Raw genomic sequence first — 23,201 nt, 5'->3', positions numbered from 1 at the left:
CGCAACTTTGGCAATATTTGGTTTCTATGTCTGTTTCCATTGCTGTTTCTATTATTGAGAGCAAAGTTACTCAATCTGTTACGAAATCAGTTACCCTAAATAGTCATTTTTGAAATAAGCTGCAAAATCGTAACCTGTGTATATCATTTATAGCAAACTTACTTATACTGCAAATTGTCAATTGCTCTCTGAATCCCGTCCAAAAAGCGGGAAGCGTGTGCCCCGTCCATTTGCGTGTGGTGGAACTGGAAAGAAACGGTAAGTGTCGTTTTCAGCAGGCGGCGTTTGTATTTGCCCCAAATAAGAAACGGATTATTAAAAATGCCGCTATACATCCCGACAGCACCGTCTATTTCATATTGTGCCAATGCGGAAGTTCCGATAACCATGCTTTCCGTCAAGTCGTGATTGACGCAACTTTCAGCCACTTGTTTGGTAAGTTGCAGATAGTGTTGGTTAAACAAAGATAAATCATCACAGAAAGGAATATCACACGAACTTACCTCGCCTTTTCTGTTAGCGACAATGGTGTTTACTGCAATGGTATCGTACTGCATCAGTTTACCGCCAACGGGCAGCGTATAAAATTCTTTCACGTTCCTTGCGGCTTTGCCGATGCACCAGCACATCAACATATTAAACTTCATGCCCGATTTCCGGCTGATTTTCACAAGGCGTGACACGTTGAGTGTCTTAAAGAACGTCACCATTGGCATGGGTGCGTTCATCCACATTTCAAAGGCGTATGCCCGGCTGGTTTCTTGGGGATTTACTTCTTTCATACTTAATGCTATTTTCATTTAATGAATTAGGTCGCAAAAGTAGGAGAAGTGTTTGACCCCGGATAGAACAAACGGGACATTTATACGGGATTGGTGAACAAATCGGAATAAGGATTTGATACTTTCAGCAAAGACATGGGCGTATATCCGCAGAACTTCTTGAACTCCCGGATAAAGTGCGACTGGTCGGCATAACCGCTGGCGTATGCTATTTGTGCCTGATTGATTTCTTTGCCCGCTTGATGCTGCATCTGCGCCAAAGCCTTTTGGAAGCGAACGATACGGGTATATTCTTTAGGATTGATGCCTACAAATGAATGAAACAACCGCTCAAACTGCTTTTTGCTCAGGCAGGCAATGGAAGATAACTCGTTTACAGAGATTTGCGGAGTGATATATATTCGCTGTATGGCGGCATCTATTCTTTTAATTCTGTATGTGGTATCAGCTAAATTATCGGCGATTTGTGACAACAGCCATTTTTCTATATAGCTTATGCAAATAGAATTATTCTCACAGTCGAATATTCGTGTAGCCAGTTCATTCAAACTTTTGTTTTCAAGGCTGTAACCGGGCACTTCTTGATTATAAAAGTGTGAAGTCGGTATGTTCAGAAATATACTCATAGCGTGAGGGTGGAATACAATCACTATCATTTCTGTATTGCCGTCAGCATACAAATGGGATGAAAAATTAACTTGTCCGCTGACAGTCAGTTTGTCTTGTGTAACATTCAATTCAGGGATATATAACGGTGCTTGCTTATGGAAAATGATTTGAGGGCAACCGATAGGATAAGTAAAGGCATCTAGCGGTCGATTGCTCTTGAATACCCAATAATACCTGACGTAAGGTTGCAGTAACTTACAAGGTTTGTAAAACTTGAACTCATCTTGAATCATTTTACAAATCTTTATCACTAATTGAGTCTAATATATTTTTCATGCGCTTGCTCACATTTTCCAATATATCAGTGTATTTATTGTAATTTCCATGTATATTATTGACTTGTCGACATATCTTTTTCTTGTTTTTTATCCAGACCTTATTTAATAGGTCTATATATATTTGATACTCGTTTTCCGGATGTAAATATTGAACTTCTTCCATTAGATAGGAACATCTATTACTATTTATAGGATGGTTATTAGGAGTCGGAATCAAATTTGCCTCTTCTAACCAAGAATAAATAAGAAAAAAGAAAATAGGTGCAAAAAGTAATAACATCTGATTTTTATCTGTTAGGTAAATATGATACAATACGTGTACTGCAAAAATATCAGCCACAATTTCTTCATCATTTTTCATTTTATTTCTAATATTAGGAGAAGGTTTTTTGCTGAAAGGCCATACGAGTTCTTCTATACTATCAATATAAGCATGTCCCATTTCATGAAGAATTATAAATATTTCAATTCCTGATAACAGAGACTCGTCTTCAGGGATTAGATTAAAAAAGCTAAATGCTTTTGCATGATTATTAGTAAGTAGTCCAATTGTCGTTCTTCTAAATTGTCGATGCATTCTCCATCTAATTATATTCCATAAATTGGAATTAGTTTGTTGCTCTATTATAAAAGGCTGCAAACATCTGCAAAAGACATGCGCAAAATAACAAGTTCCCGATGTAATAGAAATTCGTTTATCCATACCAAACCATGATGCATAGTCTGCATTTACAATACTCCATCCTGAAACATCATTAATTCCATCTATTGGAATGATAATTTTCAAGCTATCCAATGTTTTGCAAATAATGTTATATTCTTCATCTAATATTGTTTGATAATGAGGTAAAGGTAATATCTTTTTAAAATAGTAATATAAACAAATTTCGGTGTTAAGTTTTATTATCCAGCGAAAGAATGAATTGTTAGGAAAATGCTTTACTAAAAACAATATAACTCTATTGTGACGATAAAATAGAAACTTAAAATCCTTAATGATATTTTTTTTCAAACTTGGTTGTTGAGTTATTGCTGTAGATATTCTATTAGTAATAATATGTAATTTATTCATAAGGCTTTTCTCTTTAATTATGATATATTTGGATACAAATTTAAGATAATAATATCAAGACTAGAATATTTTGAGTATTTTTAGTGCAAGGTGCAAGTATATATCTATATATAGCTTGCACCTTGCACTAACCGCAGAATATTTATTTTCAATGATTTGCATTTATCAAAAGAAAGCCGTATCTTTGAACCGTAGTTTTAGGCAGACAACGAACAGCCAAAAGGTGACAGAAAAGCGTTATTCTTGTAACCTAAGTTGTACCCCCTAAGGCTTTGACATGATGATAAGAAATTGAATTTCAAGGATATTGGGGAGTCGGTTCATAACCCTGTCTCTCCGCAGAGCTCCAAAGACAAAAAGGATTCAAAGTATGACAAATCCCGTAAAACCTTGATTTTACGGGATTTTTTATTTCTCTTCTCGGACATCTATCAGTAATTTGGGTTATATAATCAGTAATCTGGATACCTATGTAATAATAATACCCGCTACTTTTGTATCGCTATAACAATTGGATTTATATGTTTCAACTAAATAATATATCGTATGAAAAGATTGGTGTTGTTTATGATGGCAGTTATGCTGTTGTCTATTACTGTTAACGCACAGAAAAAAGGTGGTAAGACACTGGTAGCTTATTTCTCGGCAACGGGAACAACGGCAAGGGCTGCCAAGTTGGTGGCAGAAGCTGTTGATGGGACCTTCTACGAAATACAGCCTGCGAAAAAGTACACGGCTGCTGATTTGGACTGGCACGACAAAGCTTCGCGCAGCAGTGTGGAGATGTCGGATTCCAAATCACGTCCTGCATTGTATTCTAAATTGGGAAGTCTCGCGGAGTATGATACCATTTATATAGGTTTTCCTATTTGGTGGAATTTGGCTCCAAGAATCATCAATACATTTATAGAAAGCGGTGATTTTGCAGGTAAAACGGTTATTCCATTCGCCACTTCGGGAAGCAGCAGTATTTCTAATGCAGAAAAGGAATTGCAGACGAATTACCCCGGCATAAACTGGGGAAAAGGCAGGCTGCTGAATGGAGCGAGCCGGGAAACTGTCAAGCAATGGATTAAGAAATGAATTTCCAACCGAAACTTAAAGAAGTAGAGATGAAGAACATGGTAAAAAACATATGTGCGGCGATGGTTATTAGCCTTTGTGCTGCAGGACATTTGTCTGCAACAGAAAATAATCCTAATAATGATAATAAATTTATGGAAGAGAATTTGAATCTGACTCAAGAGTGGGACAAGACATTCCCACAGAGTGATAAAGTAGACCATAAAAAGATAACTTTCCACAACCGTTACGGCATTACACTTGCCGCCGATTTGTATGTACCCAAGAATGTGACGGGTAAATTGCCTGCCATTGCCATCAGTGGCCCATTTGGTGCCGTGAAGGAACAAGCTTCGGGCTTGTATGCGCAGACATTGGCAGAACGTGGATTCCTGACGATTGCTTTCGATCCATCCTATACGGGAGAAAGTAGCGGCCAGCCCCGTTATGTGGCTTCGCCGGACATCAATACGGAAGATTTCAGTGCAGCGGTCGATTATCTTTCCACCCGTGACGATGTAGATGCAGAGCGCATCGGCATTCTCGGTATTTGTGGATGGGGAGGCATGGCGCTTAATGCAGCGGCTATCGATACTCGCATCAAGGCTACAGTTACGGTAACCATGTACGACATGAGCCGGGTCAATGCTAACGGTTATTTCGATTCTATGAATGCCGATGCACGGCATGAATTGCGGCGCCAGCTTAATGCTCAGCGTACGGAGGATTATAGAAACGGTACATTTGCTCTTGGAGGAGGTGTAGTAGACCCGTTGCCTGCCGATGCTCCACAATTTGTGAAGGACTACCATGCCTATTATAAAACACCGCGCGGCTATCATAAGCGGTCACTCAACTCGAATCACGGATGGAACAAGACTTCACCGCTTTCGTTCATCAATATGCCTATCCTTTCATATAGTGATGAAATCCGTAGTGCAGTGTTGATGCTGCACGGTGAGAAGGCCCATTCACGTTATTTCAGTGAAGATGCTTTTAAAAAGTTGCAGGGTGATAATAAGGAACTGCTGATTATTCCCGGTGCAAACCATGTAGACTTGTATGACAATATAGAGGTAATTCCATTCGGCAAAATAGAGAGATTCTTCAATGAACATCTTCGATGACCGCCTTTAATGTGTTAGGAACCGGACGTACTTTTCTTTAGCCTGGTTCAGCAACTCCTCTTTCAGGCAGATGTCTTTCCGGAAAAGCGAATGCTCCGGGAAGATTTCTTTTTTCTTGGACGCCTTGTTCCAATTTCCTACTACATGCCCCTTATAGAGAAGTACCGGAAAGAACAATCCGTTGTTGGTGAAAGCTTTGGAATAGTCCTCTTTGGGTAGGACGTCCGTCCGGTCCTTGTATCCTATCAGGTATTCGTCGTAGGAGGGAAGAAGGTGCAGGTTGCCGGTCGCCTTTCCAGATGTCCGGCAGGAGTCATGGATGTACCATGTCTGGCTGTTCCATTGTTCGGACATCAGTTCCGGTTCTATCAGAGAAATAGATTGCCTTGCTTCCGTTAAAGGCAAACCGGACCACCAGGAGAAGTCTTGCAGGGTAGCGGGGGCATGGCTGCGGAAATAGGCTGTAGCCAGACGGGCCAGCGCTTCTTCTTTCGTCAGTTCGGGGGTAGGTGGAACTCTTTCGTCCAGAAGGGCATAGGTGTGTTGTCGTCCACGGCATTCTCCGCTACACACAATACCTTCGACTTCGGCACGCGACATAAAGCGGGTCATGTGGTAGTTGTCTGCAAGCAGTCCCGAACGTTCAAAATGTTCCGCAATCTCTTGTTTCGTCAGGCTTCGCTTCCCGCTGAGGATATTCCCGAGTACGGTATGGCTTCTGTCATATTGCTGTTCCGTGATTTCCAGACCATGTCCTTTTGCATAAGAATCATTGGCGGATTTGATGCGTTGTGCAGAGAGTTTCAGTATCCAACGAATGTCTTCTGCTGCTACCAGGTGCCATGTGGGACGCATTATGTGGGTTCTCAGTATTTCCCCTTGATGCAGGGCTTTTTCCACGGCTTGAATTCCCGGTGACTTCAGCCGCATACCTACGGCCCATTTCACCATTGTATAGTCTTGTGCCTGCATGGCGCCCATCCAGGAGACCAGCTCTTTCGGGTGGCCGAAGAGTGGAGTGGACAGTTGCTGGTTCTGTAAGCGTATTTCAGGGATTCTCATGTCGGTATGGTATTCGTTTGTATCAATAGGAATCGCAAAGATAAGAAAAGCAGGTCATCGCAGGGTATATTGTGTCCGCAATTATATTCTTTTGTTTCTTTTAACAGCTACTAATATAGCTATCTTTTATTTTTGCAACGCACAAATTGGGAAAATATTCATAATTAAATAACCATAAGAACTTTTTTATGACTATGAGAACAAATTGTATTTTATTGTTAGTTATTTTGTTGGGAGCCTTTCCCTTAAGTGTACATGCCGATGAATTTGGAAGCATAATTCTGTACACTCCTTACACAAAAATTTCCGTGACGCCCGGAGCGTCCATTGATTACAGCATTGATTTGATTAACAACACGGACGGGGTTACAAATGCAAATCTCTCGGTCAGCGGATTGCCGGGCAGTTGGAAGCATGAAATCAAGTCAGGCGGCTGGACCCTCAGCCAGCTTTCTGTACTGCCCCAGGAAAAGAAAACGTTCAATTTGAAAGTGGAAGTTCCTCTAAAAGTAAATAAAGGAAGTTATCATTTCACAGTATTTGCCGGAGAAACCAAACTGCCGCTGGAGGTGGTCGTGGCCCAGAAAGGAACTTACCAGACCGAGTTCACTACCGACCAGCCCAATATGCAGGGCAATTCCAAGTCCACCTTTACCTTCAATGCCACTTTGAAAAACCAGACGGCCGACCAGCAGCTGTATGCGCTGATGGCCAATGCCCCCAGAGGCTGGAGTGTCGTGTTCAAGCCCAACTATAAGCAGGCCACTTCTGCCCAGGTGGAAGCGAACAGCAGCCAGAATGTGAGTATAGAGATTGTCCCTCCCGCCAATGTGGAAGCCGGCAATTACAAGATTCCGGTACGTGCGGCTACCGGTACGACTTCTGCCGACTTGGAGCTGGAAGTTGTTGTCACGGGTTCCTACGAGATGGAATTGTCCACGCCCAGAGGATTGTTGAGTACCGAAATCACAGCGGGAGATGTGAAGCGTATCGAGTTGGTGGTCCGGAATACCGGCTCTTCATTGTTGAAAGATATCCAGCTTTCTGCCAATAAGCCCGTGGACTGGGAAGTGTCTTTTGAGCCTTCGAAGATTGATATGCTGAAGGCGGGGGAAACGGCCAATGTCGTAGCTACCATGAAAGCATCCAAAAAGGCATTGCCCGGAGATTATGTGGCTACCATGACGGCCAAAACTCCTGAAGTGAATACAGACGCCCAATTCCGCATTGCCGTGAAAACCCCGATGATATGGGGATGGGTGGGCGTTTTGATAATAATCGTTGCCATAGGTGCCGTATGCTATCTGTTCCGTAAATATGGAAGGAGGTGAGCATGGACGAGCGAGTGATTGCATTGACAGACTTGACCAAGCAGTATGGGCGCTTCACTGCCGTAGACCGCATTTGCTTGACTATCCGTAAAGGGGAGATTTTCGGATTATTGGGGCCAAACGGCGCCGGCAAGTCAACTACCATCCTGATGATGCTGGGACTGACGGAACCCACTTCCGGCTCTGTGGAGATTTGCGGTATCGACTCTACCAGGCATCCTATCGAGGTAAAGCGGAAGATAGGCTATCTGCCCGAAGATGTGGGGTTTTATGATGACATGACCGGTCCGGAAAACCTTATATATACTGCGCGTCTCAATGGCATTTCGGATGCCGAAGCGAAAGTCAGGGCGCTGGAGCTGATGGAGCATGTGGGGCTTGCCGGACAGATGAAAAAGAAGACCGGGAAATATTCGCGCGGTATGCGCCAGCGATTGGGACTGGCGGACGTGCTTATCAAAAATCCGGAAATTATAATCCTGGATGAACCTACTTCGGGAATAGACCCTGCCGGTGTTCAGGAGTTCATCGAGCTCATTAGGCAGTTGAGCCGGAAGGAGGGACTGACCGTCTTGTTCTCTTCCCACCACCTGGACCAGGTGCAGAAAGTTTGCGACCGCGTGGGACTGTTCAACAGCGGGAAGCTGGTCACCTTGATTGATATGTCTGATTTGAAGGACAAGCATCAGGAATTGTCTGATATTTATAACCATTATATGGAGGAAGGAGGGGAAAGGCATGAATAAAGTCAATTATCCTTTTTGGGTAGTCGTCAACAAGGAAATATCCGACCATGTGAAAAGTTGGCGGTTCATTATCTTGATGGGAATCATTTTGCTTACGTGCATGGGCTCACTCTATACCTCGCTTACCAACATCGGTGCCGCCATCAAGCCCAATGACCCGGACGGTTCGTTCCTTTTCTTGAAGTTGTTCACAGCCTCGGACGGCACATTGCCTTCTTTTGTGCAGTTTATCAACTTTCTGGGGCCATTGTTGGGGATTGCGCTGGGATTCGATGCTATAAATTCGGAACAGAACAAGGGGACGTTGAGCCGTATGCTGTCACAGCCCGTTCATCGTGATTGCATTATCAATGCCAAGTTCGTGGCTGCATTGATTGTGATAGGTATAATGCTGTTTGTACTGGGATTCCTCGTAATGGGCTGCGGGTTGATAGCGATAGGCATTCCTCCCACAGCAGAAGAATTTTGGAGGATTGTATTCTTTCTCATAATCAGTGTATTCTATGTGGCATTCTGGCTGAATCTGGCCATTCTGTTTTCGCTTTGCTTCCGTCAGGCGGCCACCTCGGCATTGGCTTCGGTGGCGGTATGGTTGTTTTTCAGCGTGTTCTATACGATGATTGTCAACCTGGTTGCCAAGGCGTTGAGCCCCTCGCAGCTGGCATCTCCTTATCAGATAGTCAGTTACCAGAAATTTATTCTCGGTCTGATGCGTCTGGCACCTAGCGAACTGTTCAATGAGGCGACCACAACGCTGCTGATGCCTTCCGTCAGAAGTTTGGGGCCGCTCACTATGGAGCAGGTTCAGGGGGCCATTCCCAGCCCGCTGCCATTGGGACAGAGTCTTTTGGTGGTGTGGCCGCAGCTCACCGGACTGATTGCAGCTACTGTTATCTGTTTTGCCCTTTCGTATGTCATATTCATGAGACGGGAAGTCAGATCACGGTAATGATAAGTATGTTTTATTGAGTGTTGAAAGTCCGTTCCGGCATTGGTTGCTTGAACGGACTTTTAATATTATTTGCCCGAACATTTGGTAATTCCAAAAACTTCCCTTACTTTTGCGCCCCGAACAAGGAGAGGTGCTCGAGTGGTTGAAGAGGCACGCCTGGAAAGCGTGTATACCCCTAAAGGGTATCGGGGGTTCGAATCCCCCTCTCTCCGCAACAGTTCTGAATAAGATGGAAAACTAGCGGGTAAAGGTCTACAAATCTATGATTTGTAGACCTTTTTTGCTTGTACTCCGTTTGCTTTGAAAGACTTGGAAACTATGTCTTTGTAAATTAATTATAGATAATGAAAGCTGGATGACATCTCCTTTCATAATAAGGCGATGGGATAATGCATTGCCACTGCAAAGCAAGTGCATGCTTTTTGCAGTGCTACTGCATTCAGCTTTGCAGTGGCGCTGCAACACATATGCAGTGTCACTGCAGCATATATGCAGTAGCGCTGCAACACGTTTGCAGTCACACTGCAGCAGATGTGCAGCGACGCTGACCCGGTAGGTGTGTACGGGATTGTATCATGTTTCGTTAAGAAGATATTATAAAGTATCCTTTGAATGTCGTATTTTTGTCTATCCGTAATTTAGAGTAGTCAAAGAAAACTATGAAACACACTCGTATGAAACTAAAAACAGCGGTAAAGAACCTTCATGAAGGCTGGAAATTCCGGCAGGCGAGACTGACCAATTGGTATCCGGCTACAGTTCCGGGAGTAGTCCACACGGACTTACTGCAGAACAAGATTATTGAAGACCCGTTTTTCCGGTTGAACGAACGGGGATTGCAATGGATTGACAAGGAAGACTGGGTTTATGAAACTTGCTTTACTCTTGCTGCCGACATGATGCGGAAAGAGAATATGGAGCTTGTGTTCGAGGGGCTGGATACTTACGCTGACGTTTATTTGAATGATGAATGTATACTGAAAGCGGACAATATGTTTCGCCGCTGGTCTATCCCCGTTAGGCAGTACATCAGGGAGGAGAATAATATATTGAAGGTGTACTTCCATTCGCCGGTAAAGATAGACGTCCCCAAATGGGATGCACTTCCCTACCAGTATCCGGCATCCAATGACCAGTCTGAAAACGGGGGCTTGTTCAACAAGAAGATAAGCATTTTTGCCCGTAAGGCGGGTTATCATTATGGCTGGGACTGGGGCCCACGTCTGGTTACCTCCGGCATCTGGCGTCCGGTGTATATCAGGGCTTGGAGCGATTTGAGAATCAACGATGTGTTTATCGAGCAGAAGGAAGTCGGTGCAGGCAGGGCCGTGATTGCCGGACATGTGGAGCTGGATGCCGATAAGGATATGAATGGAGTGTTGGTCACGATAACGGATGAGGTTACTGGAAGAGTGCTTGGCGAGTGGCAAGCGGATTTGAAGCGAGGCACCAATCAGGTGACCGTTGATTTTGTCCTTCACAAGCCGAAGCTGTGGTGGAGTAATGGACTGGGGGAGCCTTTTCTTTATCGTTTCCGTACGGATATCATTGCAGGTGGGGAATTGTTGGACTCTAAAACCGAAAGGGTGGGCATACGCTCTTTGAAGGTGGTGCATCAGCCGGATAAGGACGGGCATACTTTCTATATAGAGCTGAACGGGCGTCCGGTTTTTGCCAAAGGAGCCAATTACATCCCTTCGGATAACTTCCTGCCGCGCGTCACTCCCGAGAATTATAAAAGGACGATTCTCGATGCCGCCGGTGTAAACATGAATATGTTGCGCGTCTGGGGTGGAGGTATCTATGAGAACGATGTCTTCTATGATTTGTGTGATGAGTATGGAATCATGATTTGGCAGGACTTCATGTTTGCCTGCAGCATGTATCCGGCAGAAGGCGCCCTACTCGATAATATCCACCAGGAGGCGGTGGACAATGTGAAACGTTTGCGCAATCATGCCTGCATTGCTTTGTGGTGTGGAAATAATGAATGCCAGGATGCCTGGCTGGGCTGGGGCTGGAAGTGCGAGATAGAACGGCAGAACAAGGAATATGCCGACAAGATTTGGGCACAGTACCGGCAGCAGTATCATGTCACCTTACCCGGGGTGGTCAGGGAGTATGCACCCGGAACCTTCTATTGGCCTTCTTCTCCGTTCGCATTCGAGGGAGAGATGTCCGGTACTACTGACGGGGACCGTCACTATTGGAGTGTCTGGCATGGTAAAGCACCCATTTCTGATTATGACAGCGAGAAATCCCGCTTTTTCAGCGAGTACGGTTTTCAGTCTTTTCCTGAGTTCGAGTCCGTCAAGCGTTATGCTCCTTACCCCGAAGACTGGGATATACGTTCCGAGGTGATGATGTCCCATCAGCGTGGTGGCGACCATGCCAACGGGCTGATTGAGACTTACCTGTTGAATGAATATAAAAAACCGCGTGATTTCCGGGCATTCCTTTATATGAACCATGTGCTGCAGGGAGATGCCATCAAGACGGCCATCGAGTCGCACCGCCGCCAGATGCCGTATAATATGGGGACGCTTTTCTGGCAGCACAACGACTGTTGGCCCGTAGCTTCCTGGGCGAGCCGTGACTATTACGGACGCTGGAAGGCGCAGCACTATTATGTTCGCAAGGCCTATGATGACATCCTGATTTCTTCGGTAGTGGAGGGGGATGATTTGATAGTATATGCAGTGTCCGACCGCTTGGAGAATACTTCCGGCCGGCTGCAGCTCCAGGTCTGCCGGTTCGACGGCACTGTGGTTTATCACTGGGACAAATCTGTCGGCATTTCCGGTAATGACAGCCGTGTCTGTTTTTCCGCACCGCTTGCCAAGCTGCTGGAGGGGGCAGATAGAGGAACGGTATATGTCCGCGTAGACTATACGGACAAATCGGGCAGGGTGTACCATAACAACTACTGTCTGGACAAGCAGAAGAATATGAATTATCCGAAAGTGGATTTGCAGACCGAAGTCCGTTCCATTGAAGGCGGATATGAAGTGACGGTATCAACAGACAAGTTTGCCCGTGCCGTATGCTTGTCCGTTGCTGACAATGAAAGTGTATATAGCGACAATTATTTTGATGTCCAGCCGAAGAGCAGCGTGCAGGTACAGGTCAGGACGCGATTGTCTGCCGAAGCGTTCAACGCTTCGTTGAGGCTGACTTGCTTGAACAATGAATTCTGATAAGTTATGGAAAAACAAAGCGGAGCAACATATTGAAATGTTACTCCGCTTCTCATTGAGATGTTGAAAAATGTGTTTTCAGGAGATTTAGTTGTTTTCTTTTTTAATGTCTATGGTCATGAACCGTTCACCGTCATATAGACTTTTGACGCGGATGTTCAGTCCTTTTTTCTCTTTCAGCTGTTCCGCTATATTGTCCAGCTTGAAGGAGGCCAGTCCGGTGCCCAGTGTGAGCTGGCTGTCATTGTAGGCATTGTGGCGGAATTCGAGATTGACGTAATCCGGTTTGTCGTTCTCGCCGGTGGATGCTTCGTTGATGACCAGGTTCAGCATGTGCTTCTTATCTTCGTTGTTACTGTGGTAGAATTGATACTTGATGTTCAGATACTCACCCGTAATCCATAAATCCGTGGCGTTGATGTTGTCGTCTCCGATACTGTCCGCCTTTTCGGCAGGCATGGAGTAGATGTCTTTGGTCAGAATATTTTCGATGTGCTTTATTTGGGCATTGTATTCGTAGCCTGGAAGTTTCTCTTCCAGTTCGCGGAAGTAGATGAAAGCCCTCTGGCCGTCTGTTACGGCATAGTCGTGAACATAGGTTGTGTCACTGGGATATAGTTTACTGCCTTCGTCCAGTGAGAAATAGTAGTCTTTTCCTTCGATGACCTTTACCGTACCTACGGCGAACAAAGTGTCATATTTGTCATCCCAATCGTCCAGGCATGATTGCAATACAATGGCAGTCAGGAATAAAAGCATGGATGTTGCCAATGTCATTCTCAGTTTCTTCATAAGTGGTAGGTTTTAGCTCTTTTCTGTTTAAAACTTATTTTTGTATTCAGAAAATGCGGTGAAAAGCTAAATACTGCGTAGTATACTGTTAAAGAAATGAAAGTATGATTTTCTTCTCTGCCTGATGCAGTATTTTTGCGCCGATTGCATTTATAGGGTAAACACGTGTTAAAAGAGAGAATGGAAGAACAGGAATTGGCAGAACGCTGTAGGCAAGGAGACAATCTTGCCCGCAAAGAACTGTATGAGCGCTATGCGGGACGCATGCTCAGCGTATGCCTTCGTTATGCAGGTGACCGGGAGACTGCCCAAGACCTGATGCATGACGGTTTTCTGAAACTTTTTGATTCTTTCGATAAGTTCACTTGGCGGGGAGAGGGTTCTCTGCGGGCATGGATGGAACGCGTAATGGTGAATACGGTGTTGCAGTATTTGCGGAAAAATGATGTGATGAATCAGTCATCGGCCTTGGAGAATGCACCTGAAGCTTATGAGGAACCGGAAGGTTCGTCAATAGATGTCATTCCTCAAAAGGTACTAATGCAGTTTATCAGTGAATTGCCTGCCGGCTATCGTACCGTATTCAACTTATATATTTTTGAAGAGAAATCCCATAAGGAGATTGCTCGACTATTGGGAATTAATGAAAAATCCTCTGCCTCGCAGTTGACGCGTGCTAAAGCGACTTTAGCGGCAAAAGTACGTGAGTGGATGAAAAGAAATGATTAAATGAAGGAACGTATGGAAGATGAATTGTGGTTGAAAAAGATAAAGGACAAGCTGGAAGACTATTCCGAACCGCTGCCGGTTGCCGGATGGGAGCGGTTGGAGAAGGAATTGTCCGTTTCCGGAGCTCCGATAACCGGACCGCATAGGATGATACCTTTCCGTCGCTGGGCGGTGGCCGCGGCAGCTGTGTTGCTGGTGGCGGTTTCGTCCGTCAGTCTGTGGCTGTTGCAGAGTCCGGTAGGGAATGAAATGCGGCATACGTCAGTGCCCGCTTTGGCTGTGGCTCCGGACGTCTTGCCGGAACAGACAGTACCTGCCATACGGACTAATTCCATAGAGCCTGCTTATCGGGCACATGGAAATGCATCGGCGCCCAATAAGGAGGCAAGTCACCCTTTGGTTGCACAACATATCAGAATATCGGTTGGCGAAGAACAGCAGGAGGAAATGCTGCCGGTTGAAACTGCAGATGAGGTTGTCGGTATTGGACAGCAGGCGGAAGAACCGGTAGTGGAAGATACGGACCATGAAACTACAATGCAGACCGAGGAACCGGAGACAAGGGAAGACCGCTATCGTCCGTCAGGCCGGGACAAACTGCATCTTCCGGAAAAAAACAGTTCTGGTAGGGATGCTAAAGGATGGGCGGTTGGCTTGTCCGTAGGAAATACGGGAGGTTTTTCATTGGCGAATGAAGGGGAAGCGAATGTGATGTCGGACTACATGCCTGGAAGTCCTATTTATGGCGGTAACGTAGATTTATCCTCTACGGCCAATGGCATTGTTACTATTCCCGACGGGCAGGAACTGGTTTTTAAGGATGGTATGCCCTATCTGCAAAGACGCGAAAAGAAAATTGCGGATATAGACCATAAACAACCGCTCAGTTTCGGTGTTTCGGTGCGGAAAAACTTGGCGAAGGGTTTCTCTGTGGAAAGCGGGCTGACGTATACCTATCTTGCTTCTGACGTAAGGTATGAGGGCAGCTCGGAAAAGATAAGCCAGAAGCTGCATTATATTGGCATTCCGGTACGGGCCAACTGGAACTTTGTGGATGCAAAGAACTTTACGATGTACGTTTCGGCGGGGGGTGCCATTGAAAAATGTGTGTATGGCAAGATTGGTACTGAGAGTGAGACTGTGAAACCGGTACAGCTTTCTGTCATGGGTGCTGTCGGTGCCCAGTATAACATAAGCAATAGGGTGGGCCTGTATGTGGAACCGGGAGTATCTTATTTCTTTGATGACGGTTCGTCGATACAGACTATACGCAAGGAGAACCCGTGTAACTTTACGTTGCAGGCCGGTATACGTCTTACTTATTGATAGCAGGACAGACATGTTTTTGTCCACTTTCTTGTAGATTCAGAATTTTCTTAATAACTTTCGGCCGTGTTTCTTCGTTGGTGGATGAAGGGACACGGTTTTTTATTGATTGAGAAGAAAGAAAGTAGGTCGGGACATGCCCGGCAATATAACAAACACGTAGTAAAATAGACAAAATGAAGATTAAAAAGAAAGTAGCCTTAAGCGGGCTATTGCTTTGTTGTGCAATCACGGCAAAAGCACAAGTGTGTATTACTCCCCAGGTGGAGCAGCGTGCCAGGGAGTTGGTTTCTCAAATGACGCTGGAAGAAAAAATCGATTACATTTCCGGTCCCAAATCTTTTTATATCCGGGCTGTACCCCGGCTTGGCATACCCGAAATCAGGATGGCCGATGGTCCGCAAGGCATACGTAACAATACTCAAAGTACCTTGTATCCTTGTGGCATCTTGTCGGCTTCGACATGGAACCGTAAGTTGGCTAGAGAGCTGGGACATGGTTTGGCCCGGGATGCAAAGGCCCGTGGGGTAAGTATTCTGTTGGGGCCTGGAGTCAATATCTACCGCTCTCCTCTATGCGGGCGAAACTATGAGTATTTTGGTGAAGACCCTTATTTGACGGGCGAAACTGCTAAAGAATATATCTTGGGAGTGCAGGAAGAGGGAGTTATGGCTACGGTGAAGCATTTTGCGGCCAATAACCAGGAGTGGAGCAGACATCATGCCAGCTCAGATGTGGATGAACGCACGCTGCAGGAAATTTATTTTCCCGCGTTCCGAAAAGCTGTGCAGGAAGCAGGAGTAGGGGCGGTTATGGATAGCTATAATCCGCTGAACGGGGTACATGCCACCGAAAACAGCTGGCTGAACATTGATGTATTACGCAAGCAGTGGGGATTTAAAGGTATCCTGATGTCTGACTGGACATCTGTATATTCCGGTGTGGGAGCCGCTAATGGAGGGTTGGATTTGGAAATGCCCGTCGGTAAATTCATGACCAGGGAAATTCTTATTCCGGCAATAGAGAATGGTATCGTGAAGGAAGAGACCATTGACGCCAAAGTCCGGCATATACTCCAGACATTGATTGCTTTTGGAGCACTTGATACTCCGAGAGAAGATAAATCTATCGATAAAGACAATGCACAGTCTAAGGAAATTGCACTTGACTTGGCGAGAGAAGGAGTAGTCTTATTGAAAAATGATAACGGTACGTTGCCTTACCGGAACGGTAGAACATTGGTAATCGGGCCTAATGCCGATATTATTCCCACAGGAGGAGGAAGCGGATTTGTCACCCCTTATTCGGTAGTGTCACTCTATGACGGTATGGTTCAGTTGAAGGGCGGCAGACAGATAGAGCTGCTGTCTGACAGCATTCTTTATAAGGATATGTCCCAACAGATTTATACGGATGGCAGTTTTACGCAAAACGGTTTTAAGGGCGAATATTATAATACTCGTAATCTTACCGGAGAACTCTTTCAAGCTGCCATAGAGCCTGCCATAGACCATGCCTGGAAATACGGTGCACCGTTCGACGGCATGCCGGTAGATCAGTTTTCTGCCCGTTGGACGGGAGTTTACAAGGCTGACAAGGATGGAACTGTCAAGTTCCAGCTGGCTGGCGATGACGGATACCGTCTGTTTGTAAACGATAAGCTGATTACCGGAGATTGGGGGAACCATTCATTCAGTACCCGCAGTGCATTTATGCAGGTCAGTGCAGGGGAGATATACCGGTTGCGTATTGAATATTTTGATAATGTGGGTGAGGCGACTGTCAGTTTCCAGGCAGGAATGATGGATGAGGAGCGTTTGGCCTCTTCACTGAAGCATGCCAGGAATGTTATTGTATGTGCCGGGTTCAACAGCAGTACAGAAGGTGAAGGGTTCGACCGTCCGTTTGCATTGTCATACGGGCAGGAATATCTCATTAATAAAGTGGCTTCACTTCATGATAATGTGGCTGTGGTGGTGAATGCCGGAGGTGGAATAGATTTCCGCAATTGGGGGCAGAGTGTACAAGCTATTTTGATGGCATGGTATCCGGGGCAGGAGGGTGGAAAGGCCCTTGCCGAAATCATTACGGGCAAGCTTTCGCCAAGTGGCAAACTACCAGTCAGCATCGAGGAAAAATGGGAAGATAATCCGGTATATGGTAATTATTATGACAATCGCAATGTACCTCATAAACGGGTGCAGTATGCCGAAGGTGTTTTCGTAGGTTATAGGGGATATGACCGGAACGGAAAGCAGCCGCTCTATCCTTTCGGGTATGGACTGTCATACAGTAGTTTTGAATATAGTAATCTGAGTGTTGAGAAGACGGGGGGAAGCCGGGTTACGGTAAGCTTTGACATCAAGAATACCGGAAAGATGGATGCTGCGGAAGCGGCTCAGGTATATGTGCGGGATGTGGAATGTTCTGTTCCGCGTCCGTTGAAGGAGTTGAAAGGCTACGATAAGGTTTACTTGAAGAAGGGTGAAACCAAGCGCGTTCGGATATTGCTGGATGAGGAAGCCTTTGCCTACTATGATGTGGAATCACATCGGTTTGTAGTGGAAAAGGGGACTTTTGAGATTCTGGCAGGTCCTTCTTCAGCTGATTTACCATTGAAGGCAACTGTTGTTTTATGATAAAATAAATATCAAAACAAGAATGGCAGTATGAAAAAGATAATAATACTGATGGTTTGTCTGTGGGGACTTGGTAACACCTTTACCTCGGCACAAACTACGGAGAAGGAGAAATTCATCTCAAGCTTGATGAAGCAGATGACGCTGGATGAAAAGATAGGCCAGCTTGCACAATGCACCTACCGAGGGAATTTTACCGGACCCGACGGTGGAAATATTCCTAAAGAAGAGTATGTCCGGCAAGGCAGAATAGGCTCTATGCTGAATGTGATAGGAGTAAAGGATATACGCCGTTATCAAGAGCTTGCTTTGCAATCGCGTTTGCGCATTCCTTTAATTTTCGGACTGGATGTTATCCACGGCTATCGTACCGGATTTCCGCTTCCGCTTGCCGAGGCTGCAAGTTTCGATTTGGCCATGATTGAGGAAGCTGCACGCTACAATGCTTTGGAAAGTGCCGCCGATGGTTTGAACTGGGTTTTTGCCCCGATGGTGGATATTTCGTGGGACGCACGTTGGGGACGCGTCATGGAAGGGGCCGGTGAGGACCCTTATTATGGTTCTCGGGTAGCGGAGGCGCGTGTCAGAGGCTTGCAAGGAGACGATTTGGCAGACACGACGACTGTCATGGCATGTATGAAACATTTTGCCGGATATGGTGCACCGATAGCAGGAAAGGAGTATAATAGTGTGGATATGTCAATGGGCCACTTTGCCAATTTTTATATGCCTCCCTATAAGGCGGCCATAAAGGTAGGAGCAGCTACCGTGATGAGTGCTTTCAATGATTTTAATAATATTCCTTGTACTGCCAATGATTTCTTGCTCAACCGGCTATTGAGAGAGCAGTGGGGATTTAAGGGATTTGTTGTGTCCGATTATAATTCGGTAGAGGAATTGGTGAACCACCGTTATGCTGTTGACAAGAAAGATGCCGCAGCCAAAGCGCTGAATGCTGGTCTGGACATGGAGATGGTAAGTACCTGCTACTTGACTTATCTGAAGGAGCTTGTTCAAGAAGGGAAAGTAAAGGAGAGTGTGCTTGATGATGCAGTACGGTGTATATTGGAGAAGAAATATGAGTTGGGATTGTTTGAGGACCCTTTTCGCTACTGTAATCCGGAAAGAGCGGCCAGAATACTCAATGCGCCCGAAGTCCGTAATGCTTCGCTCCGTATGGCCGAGCGTTCCGTTGTATTGCTGGAGAATAGGGAATCTGTGCTTCCGTTGACGGCACAGACGAGGAAGATAGCCTTGATAGGAGGACTCTCAAAATCCCAGTACGATATGGCAGGTGCTTGGGCTGCCACTACGGACCGGAACAAAGTGGTGACCTTATATGATGCATTGGTCCGGAAAGGACTGGAGGTGAGCTATGCTGAAGGCTATGATATGAAGAGCAATCAGTTGACCGGATTGCAGGAAGCATTACAGGCTGCTGAGGCTTCGGATGTCATTGTTGTGGCGGTAGGCGAGAGATTCGGTCAGAGTGGCGAGAAGGCTTCCAAAGTGAATATAGCCATACCCGAGGGGCAGCAGAAGCTGGTGTCGGAACTGGCAAAGACTGGAAAACCTGTCATTGCTCTTGTCATGTGTGGGCGTCCGGTAATCTTCAATGAGATAAGGGAACATGCTGATGCGGTACTGTGTACTTGGTGGCTGGGAAGTGAGGCCGGCAATGCCATATGCAATGTGTTGTGGGGAGAGTATAATCCTTCGGCTAAATTGCCCATGACATTTCCTGCACACGTAGGACAGATTCCCATTTATTATCAGAATAAGAGCACCGGCCGCCCTACCGCATTGAAACAGACCTATAAGGCATCTTATATCGATGCTTCCACTGAGCCTGCCTATCCTTTCGGATATGGGCTTTCGTACACGGATTTTGGATATTCTGATTTGAAACTGCTGCCGGGCAAGGCTGCAGGCGTCCATACGGAGGTGTCGGTAAAAGTGACTAATACCGGTAAGTGTGCAGGAGAGGAAGTAGTTCAATTGTATGTGCAGGATAAGGTAGCCTCTGTTACGCGTCCGATAAAGGAATTGAAGGGCTTCAGGAAAATTCATCTGAATGTGGGTGAAAGCAAAACTGTAGCTTTTCAGATAACTGACGATGCACTGGGATTCTATGACAATGAGATGAATTATATGGTAGAACCTGGTGATTTCGTCTTTATGGTGGGTGGCAGTAGTGATGATGTACAGCAGATTACCTATAACTTGAAAGAATAGGATTCTTACCCTATAAATGAAAAGCAAGGCTGTCTGGAATCATATCCGGACAGCCTTGCTTTTCTGTTTTAGTTGGTTATCACATTCGTGAAATACTCTTTGAACAGTTTTTCTGCCCGTTCCAGTTGTTCCGGAGTATTTTCCTTCACTTCTTTCAATTTGTAATCCCATCCCATGGCTTCGTATTTGTGAACACCCAGACGGTGATAAGGAAGTATTTCCACCCGTTGTATCTGCTGGTATTTGCCAAGACTTTCACCCAGCAGGCGGGTGTCTTCTTCCGAATCGCTGTAACCGGGGACCAGTACATAGCGCAGCCAGAAGGGGTGTTCATGTTCTTCGAGCCAGGCAGCGGTGCGGAGTGTCTGTTCGTTGCTTCGTCCCGTCAGCGTACGGTGGCGTTCGGGATTGAATTGCTTGATGTCCAGCAGCACGAGGTCAGTCAGACTAAAGAGCTCTTCCACCTTTTCATTCCAGATGCCTCCGTTACTGTCCAGACAGATATGGATGCCGTTCGCCTTCAGCTCCTTGAAAAGAGGAATCAGCGCTTCTGCTTGCAGGGTAGGCTCACCGCCGGAGAAAGTAATACCTCCTTTCTTCCCGAAGAATGCCTTTTGGCTGATAGCCATTTGCAGAATCTCTTCCGGAGTGGTGGGAGTGCCTCCTTTTACATCAATCGTATCCGGATTGGCACAATACAGACAACGGAACGGACATCCTTGCAGGAAAACGACGAGCCGGAGACCCGGCCCGTCGAATGTTCCCATACTTTCGTAGGAGTGTACATTTATCATATTACATTCTTTCGTGGAATGAACGGCTGATGACTTCCAACTGATGCTCGCGGCTCAACTTCACGAAGTTCACGGCATAGCCGGAAACGCGGATGGTGAGTTGCGGATACTTTTCAGGATGTTCCATGGCATCTTCCAGCATTTCGCGGTTCAGTACGTTTACGTTCAAATGGTGGGCACCTTTGGTGAAGTAGCCGTCCATCATGGTTACCAGGTTCTCTACACGTTCTTCCGGTGTCGGGCCCAGTGATTTGGGAACAATGGAGAACGTATTGCTGATGCCGTCCTGCGAGTCGCGGTAGCGCAATTTGGCTACGGAGCTCAAGGAAGCGATGGCACCGTTCTTGTCACGTCCGTGCATTGGGTTGGCACCCGGAGCAAAGGCAACACCTTTGGCGCGTCCGTCCGGAGTGGCACCGGTCTTCTTGCCGTACATCACGTTGGAGGTGATAGTCAGCAAGGAAAGGGTGGGACGGGCATTCTTGTAGACAGGCAGCTTTTTCAGTTCTTCGCTGAAATAGTAAACGAGGTCTACTCCCAGGTGGTCCACACGGTCGTCATTATTGCCGAAGCAGGGGAATGAGCCTTCGGTGTCGAAACCTTCGGTCAGGCCGATTTCGTTGCGGCGTGCAGTGACTTTGGCATATTTGATGGCGGACAGTGAGTCTATGGCGATGGAAAGGCCGGCAACACCGTATGCTAGATTGATGCGTGGGTCGGTATCGATGAATGCCATCTGGGCTTTCTCATAATAATACTTATCATGCATGTAGTGGATGATATTCATGGCCTCGTTGTAGACACGGGCTATTTCAGTCAGTACCTTCTTGTAGTTGGCCATAACTTCCTCAAACTTCAGTGTCTCGCCGGTCAATACGGGAATACCTTTCACCATGACAGTTCCGGTGTTTTCGCAACGGCCACCGTTGATGGCAAGCAGCAGGGCCTTGGCAAGGTTGGCACGTGCGCCGAAGAACTGGATTTGCTTGCCGATGGCTTGGTAGGACACGCAGCAGGCGATACCGTAGTCGTCGCAGTTGCGCACTTCACGCATCAGGTTGTCGTTTTCGTACTGAATGGAGCTGGTATCTACGGAAACCTTGGCGCAGAAGTCTTTGAAGCCTTCCGGCAGTTCGGGACTCCACAATACGGTCAAGTTCGGTTCCGGAGAAGGACCGAGGTTGTATAGCGTCTGCAAAAAGCGGAAAGAAGTCTTGGTGACTTTCACGCGTCCGTCGTTGAAGCGTCCTCCGATGGCTTCGGTCACCCAAGTCGGGTCGCCGGCAAAGATGTCGTTGTACGACTGCATGCGCAGATGGCGTACCATACGTAGTTTGATGACGAATTGGTCTATCAGTTCCTGCGCAAACGTCTCGTCAATCTTTCCATGAGCCAAATCGTATTCGATGAAAATATCGAGGAAAGAAGATACGTTACCCAGTGACATGGCAGCACCGTCCTGCTCTTTGATGGCAGCAAGATATGCCATGTATACCCATTGCACGGCCTCTTGAGCTGATGTAGCCGGATGGCTGAGGTCGAGTCCGTAATATTCGCCCATAACCTTGATGTCCTTCAAAGCTTTGATTTGTTCCGCCACTTCTTCGCGTAGACGGATGCGTGCTTCGGTCATCGGGCCGGTGAGGTTGCGCAAGTCCTCCTGCTTGGCTTCAATCAGACGGTCGATGCCGTAGAGAGCCAATCGGCGGTAGTCGCCGATGATACGTCCGCGGGCATAGTTGTCGGGCAATCCGGTAAGGAATCCCAGTGAGCGGAAGGAACGGATTTCTTCGGTATATACATCGAATACGCCGTCGTTATGTGTTTTGCGGTAATGGGTGAAGATGTCTTTTACTTTATCGTCCACTTCCACTCCGTTTTCACGGCATGCTTTTGCTACCACGTTGATGCCTCCGAAAGGTTTGATGGATCGTTTCAACAGTTCATCAGTCTGCAAACCGACAATAAGTTCATTGTCCTTATCAATATACCCGGCTTTATGAGAAGTGATGGTAGATACGGTGGTATTGTCCAGTGAACGGACGCCATTGTTGTTCCTTTCTTCTTCGAGAGCCTTCAGACAGATGTCCCAGATACGTTTGGTACGTTCGGTAGGTCCCTGCAAGAAAGATGCATCCCCGGTATAGGGTGCGATGTTTTTACTGACGAAATCACTGACATTGATTTCTTTATTCCAAAGCCCATTGGTAAAGGTTTTGTTCAATTCCATAAAATTTGTTTTTGTTAGTAGGTTAGATAATGTTATCCTTTAGAGCGCGCAAAAATACTGAATAAATTCCGTAATTTTATAAGAGAGATTCCCCTTTTTATGTTGAACAGCATAAAATAACTATTATTAGGTAGTGAATGTCCGGGGGAATAGAGATGCTAATACCTTCTTTATGTGT

Annotated in this window: 17 protein-coding genes and 1 tRNA gene; 11 read left to right on the top strand and 7 right to left on the bottom strand. The window is 46.1% G+C overall.

What is annotated here, in order from left to right; all coding sequences use genetic code 11:
* Nucleotides 1-158: 158 nt before the first annotated feature.
* From DWX62_RS13895 to DWX62_RS13885, 3 genes are all read right to left on the bottom strand, one after another.
* Entirely contained in the window at nt 159-782 is a 624-nt protein-coding gene (locus tag DWX62_RS13895; RefSeq protein WP_120172957.1) for a CatA-like O-acetyltransferase, family 2, read from the bottom strand.
* Nucleotides 783-862: 80 nt separating this feature from the next.
* Nucleotides 863-1,684 carry a response regulator transcription factor gene (locus DWX62_RS13890; RefSeq protein WP_120172956.1) on the bottom strand — a complete coding sequence of 274 codons (822 nt, stop codon included), beginning with the start codon at nt 1,682-1,684 and terminating at the stop codon, nt 863-865.
* A 1-nt stretch (nt 1,685) separates the two neighbouring features.
* Nucleotides 1,686-2,801 carry a hypothetical protein gene (locus DWX62_RS13885; protein ID WP_008664991.1) on the bottom strand — a complete coding sequence of 372 codons (1,116 nt, stop codon included), beginning with the start codon at nt 2,799-2,801 and terminating at the stop codon, nt 1,686-1,688.
* A gap of 546 nt (nt 2,802-3,347) precedes the next feature.
* On the opposite strand from DWX62_RS13885, the gene DWX62_RS13880 reads away from it, so the two are divergent.
* Complete coding sequence (locus DWX62_RS13880; RefSeq protein WP_005831687.1) at nt 3,348-3,884, top strand: flavodoxin; 537 nt, start codon at nt 3,348-3,350, stop codon at nt 3,882-3,884.
* A 29-nt stretch (nt 3,885-3,913) separates the two neighbouring features.
* The gene (locus DWX62_RS13875; RefSeq protein ID WP_120172962.1) at nt 3,914-4,990 is read left to right on the top strand and encodes an alpha/beta hydrolase; all 1,077 of its coding nucleotides are present in this window, start codon (nt 3,914-3,916) and stop codon (nt 4,988-4,990) included.
* A gap of 6 nt (nt 4,991-4,996) precedes the next feature.
* Here DWX62_RS13875 and DWX62_RS13870 read toward each other — a convergent pair whose 3' ends face one another.
* Entirely contained in the window at nt 4,997-6,052 is a 1,056-nt protein-coding gene (locus DWX62_RS13870) for a winged helix DNA-binding domain-containing protein (RefSeq protein ID WP_022400596.1), read from the bottom strand.
* Between the two features lie 188 nt (nt 6,053-6,240).
* On the opposite strand from DWX62_RS13870, the gene DWX62_RS13860 reads away from it, so the two are divergent.
* The 5 genes from DWX62_RS13860 to DWX62_RS13840 all read left to right on the top strand — a co-directional run bounded on the left by DWX62_RS13860 (nt 6,241) and on the right by DWX62_RS13840 (nt 12,278).
* Nucleotides 6,241-7,383 (top strand): NEW3 domain-containing protein, encoded by a 1,143-nt coding sequence (locus tag DWX62_RS13860; protein ID WP_120172955.1) that lies wholly within the window; start codon nt 6,241-6,243, stop codon nt 7,381-7,383.
* Nucleotides 7,384-7,385: 2 nt separating this feature from the next.
* Nucleotides 7,386-8,129, top strand: a complete 744-nt coding sequence (locus DWX62_RS13855; RefSeq protein ID WP_034522675.1) for an ABC transporter ATP-binding protein — start codon at nt 7,386-7,388, stop codon at nt 8,127-8,129.
* Nucleotides 8,122-9,078: an ABC transporter permease gene (locus DWX62_RS13850; RefSeq protein ID WP_008664980.1), complete on the top strand. Its 957-nt coding sequence runs from the start codon at nt 8,122-8,124 to the stop codon at nt 9,076-9,078. The genes DWX62_RS13855 and DWX62_RS13850 overlap by 8 nt, the downstream gene beginning before the upstream one ends.
* A gap of 127 nt (nt 9,079-9,205) precedes the next feature.
* Nucleotides 9,206-9,293, top strand: a tRNA-Ser gene (locus DWX62_RS13845).
* A 447-nt stretch (nt 9,294-9,740) separates the two neighbouring features.
* Nucleotides 9,741-12,278 carry a glycoside hydrolase family 2 protein gene (locus DWX62_RS13840; protein ID WP_120172954.1) on the top strand — a complete coding sequence of 846 codons (2,538 nt, stop codon included), beginning with the start codon at nt 9,741-9,743 and terminating at the stop codon, nt 12,276-12,278.
* Between the two features lie 87 nt (nt 12,279-12,365).
* Here DWX62_RS13840 and DWX62_RS13835 read toward each other — a convergent pair whose 3' ends face one another.
* Complete coding sequence (locus tag DWX62_RS13835; protein WP_005831671.1) at nt 12,366-13,070, bottom strand: NigD-like protein; 705 nt, start codon at nt 13,068-13,070, stop codon at nt 12,366-12,368.
* A gap of 180 nt (nt 13,071-13,250) precedes the next feature.
* On the opposite strand from DWX62_RS13835, the gene DWX62_RS13830 reads away from it, so the two are divergent.
* The 4 genes from DWX62_RS13830 (at nt 13,251) to bglX (ending at nt 19,999) form a co-directional block, all read left to right on the top strand.
* The gene (locus DWX62_RS13830) at nt 13,251-13,799 is read left to right on the top strand and encodes a sigma-70 family RNA polymerase sigma factor (protein WP_005831669.1); all 549 of its coding nucleotides are present in this window, start codon (nt 13,251-13,253) and stop codon (nt 13,797-13,799) included.
* The gene (locus DWX62_RS13825; protein WP_005831667.1) at nt 13,800-15,125 is read left to right on the top strand and encodes a porin family protein; all 1,326 of its coding nucleotides are present in this window, start codon (nt 13,800-13,802) and stop codon (nt 15,123-15,125) included.
* Nucleotides 15,126-15,301: 176 nt separating this feature from the next.
* Nucleotides 15,302-17,764, top strand: coding sequence for a glycoside hydrolase family 3 C-terminal domain-containing protein (locus tag DWX62_RS13820; RefSeq protein ID WP_005832495.1), 2,463 nt, complete (start codon nt 15,302-15,304; stop codon nt 17,762-17,764).
* Between the two features lie 30 nt (nt 17,765-17,794).
* Nucleotides 17,795-19,999: a beta-glucosidase BglX gene (gene bglX, locus DWX62_RS13815; RefSeq protein ID WP_117713787.1), complete on the top strand. Its 2,205-nt coding sequence runs from the start codon at nt 17,795-17,797 to the stop codon at nt 19,997-19,999.
* 68 nt (nt 20,000-20,067) lie between these two features.
* On the opposite strand, the gene pflA is transcribed toward bglX, so the two are convergent.
* Together pflA and pflB are read right to left on the bottom strand one after the other, a co-directional pair.
* The gene (gene pflA / locus DWX62_RS13810) at nt 20,068-20,793 is read right to left on the bottom strand and encodes a pyruvate formate-lyase-activating protein (RefSeq protein ID WP_005831659.1); all 726 of its coding nucleotides are present in this window, start codon (nt 20,791-20,793) and stop codon (nt 20,068-20,070) included.
* A 1-nt stretch (nt 20,794) separates the two neighbouring features.
* Nucleotides 20,795-23,023 (bottom strand): formate C-acetyltransferase, encoded by a 2,229-nt coding sequence (pflB, locus tag DWX62_RS13805; protein ID WP_005832491.1) that lies wholly within the window; start codon nt 23,021-23,023, stop codon nt 20,795-20,797.
* Nucleotides 23,024-23,201 lie beyond the last annotated feature (178 nt).

The organism is Bacteroides sp. AF20-13LB, from assembly GCF_003603065.1.
GTDB lineage: Bacteria > Bacteroidota > Bacteroidia > Bacteroidales > Bacteroidaceae > Bacteroides > Bacteroides uniformis.
Note: the sequence above shows the minus strand (reverse complement) of the source record. Positions and strands in the feature narration are given on the sequence as shown.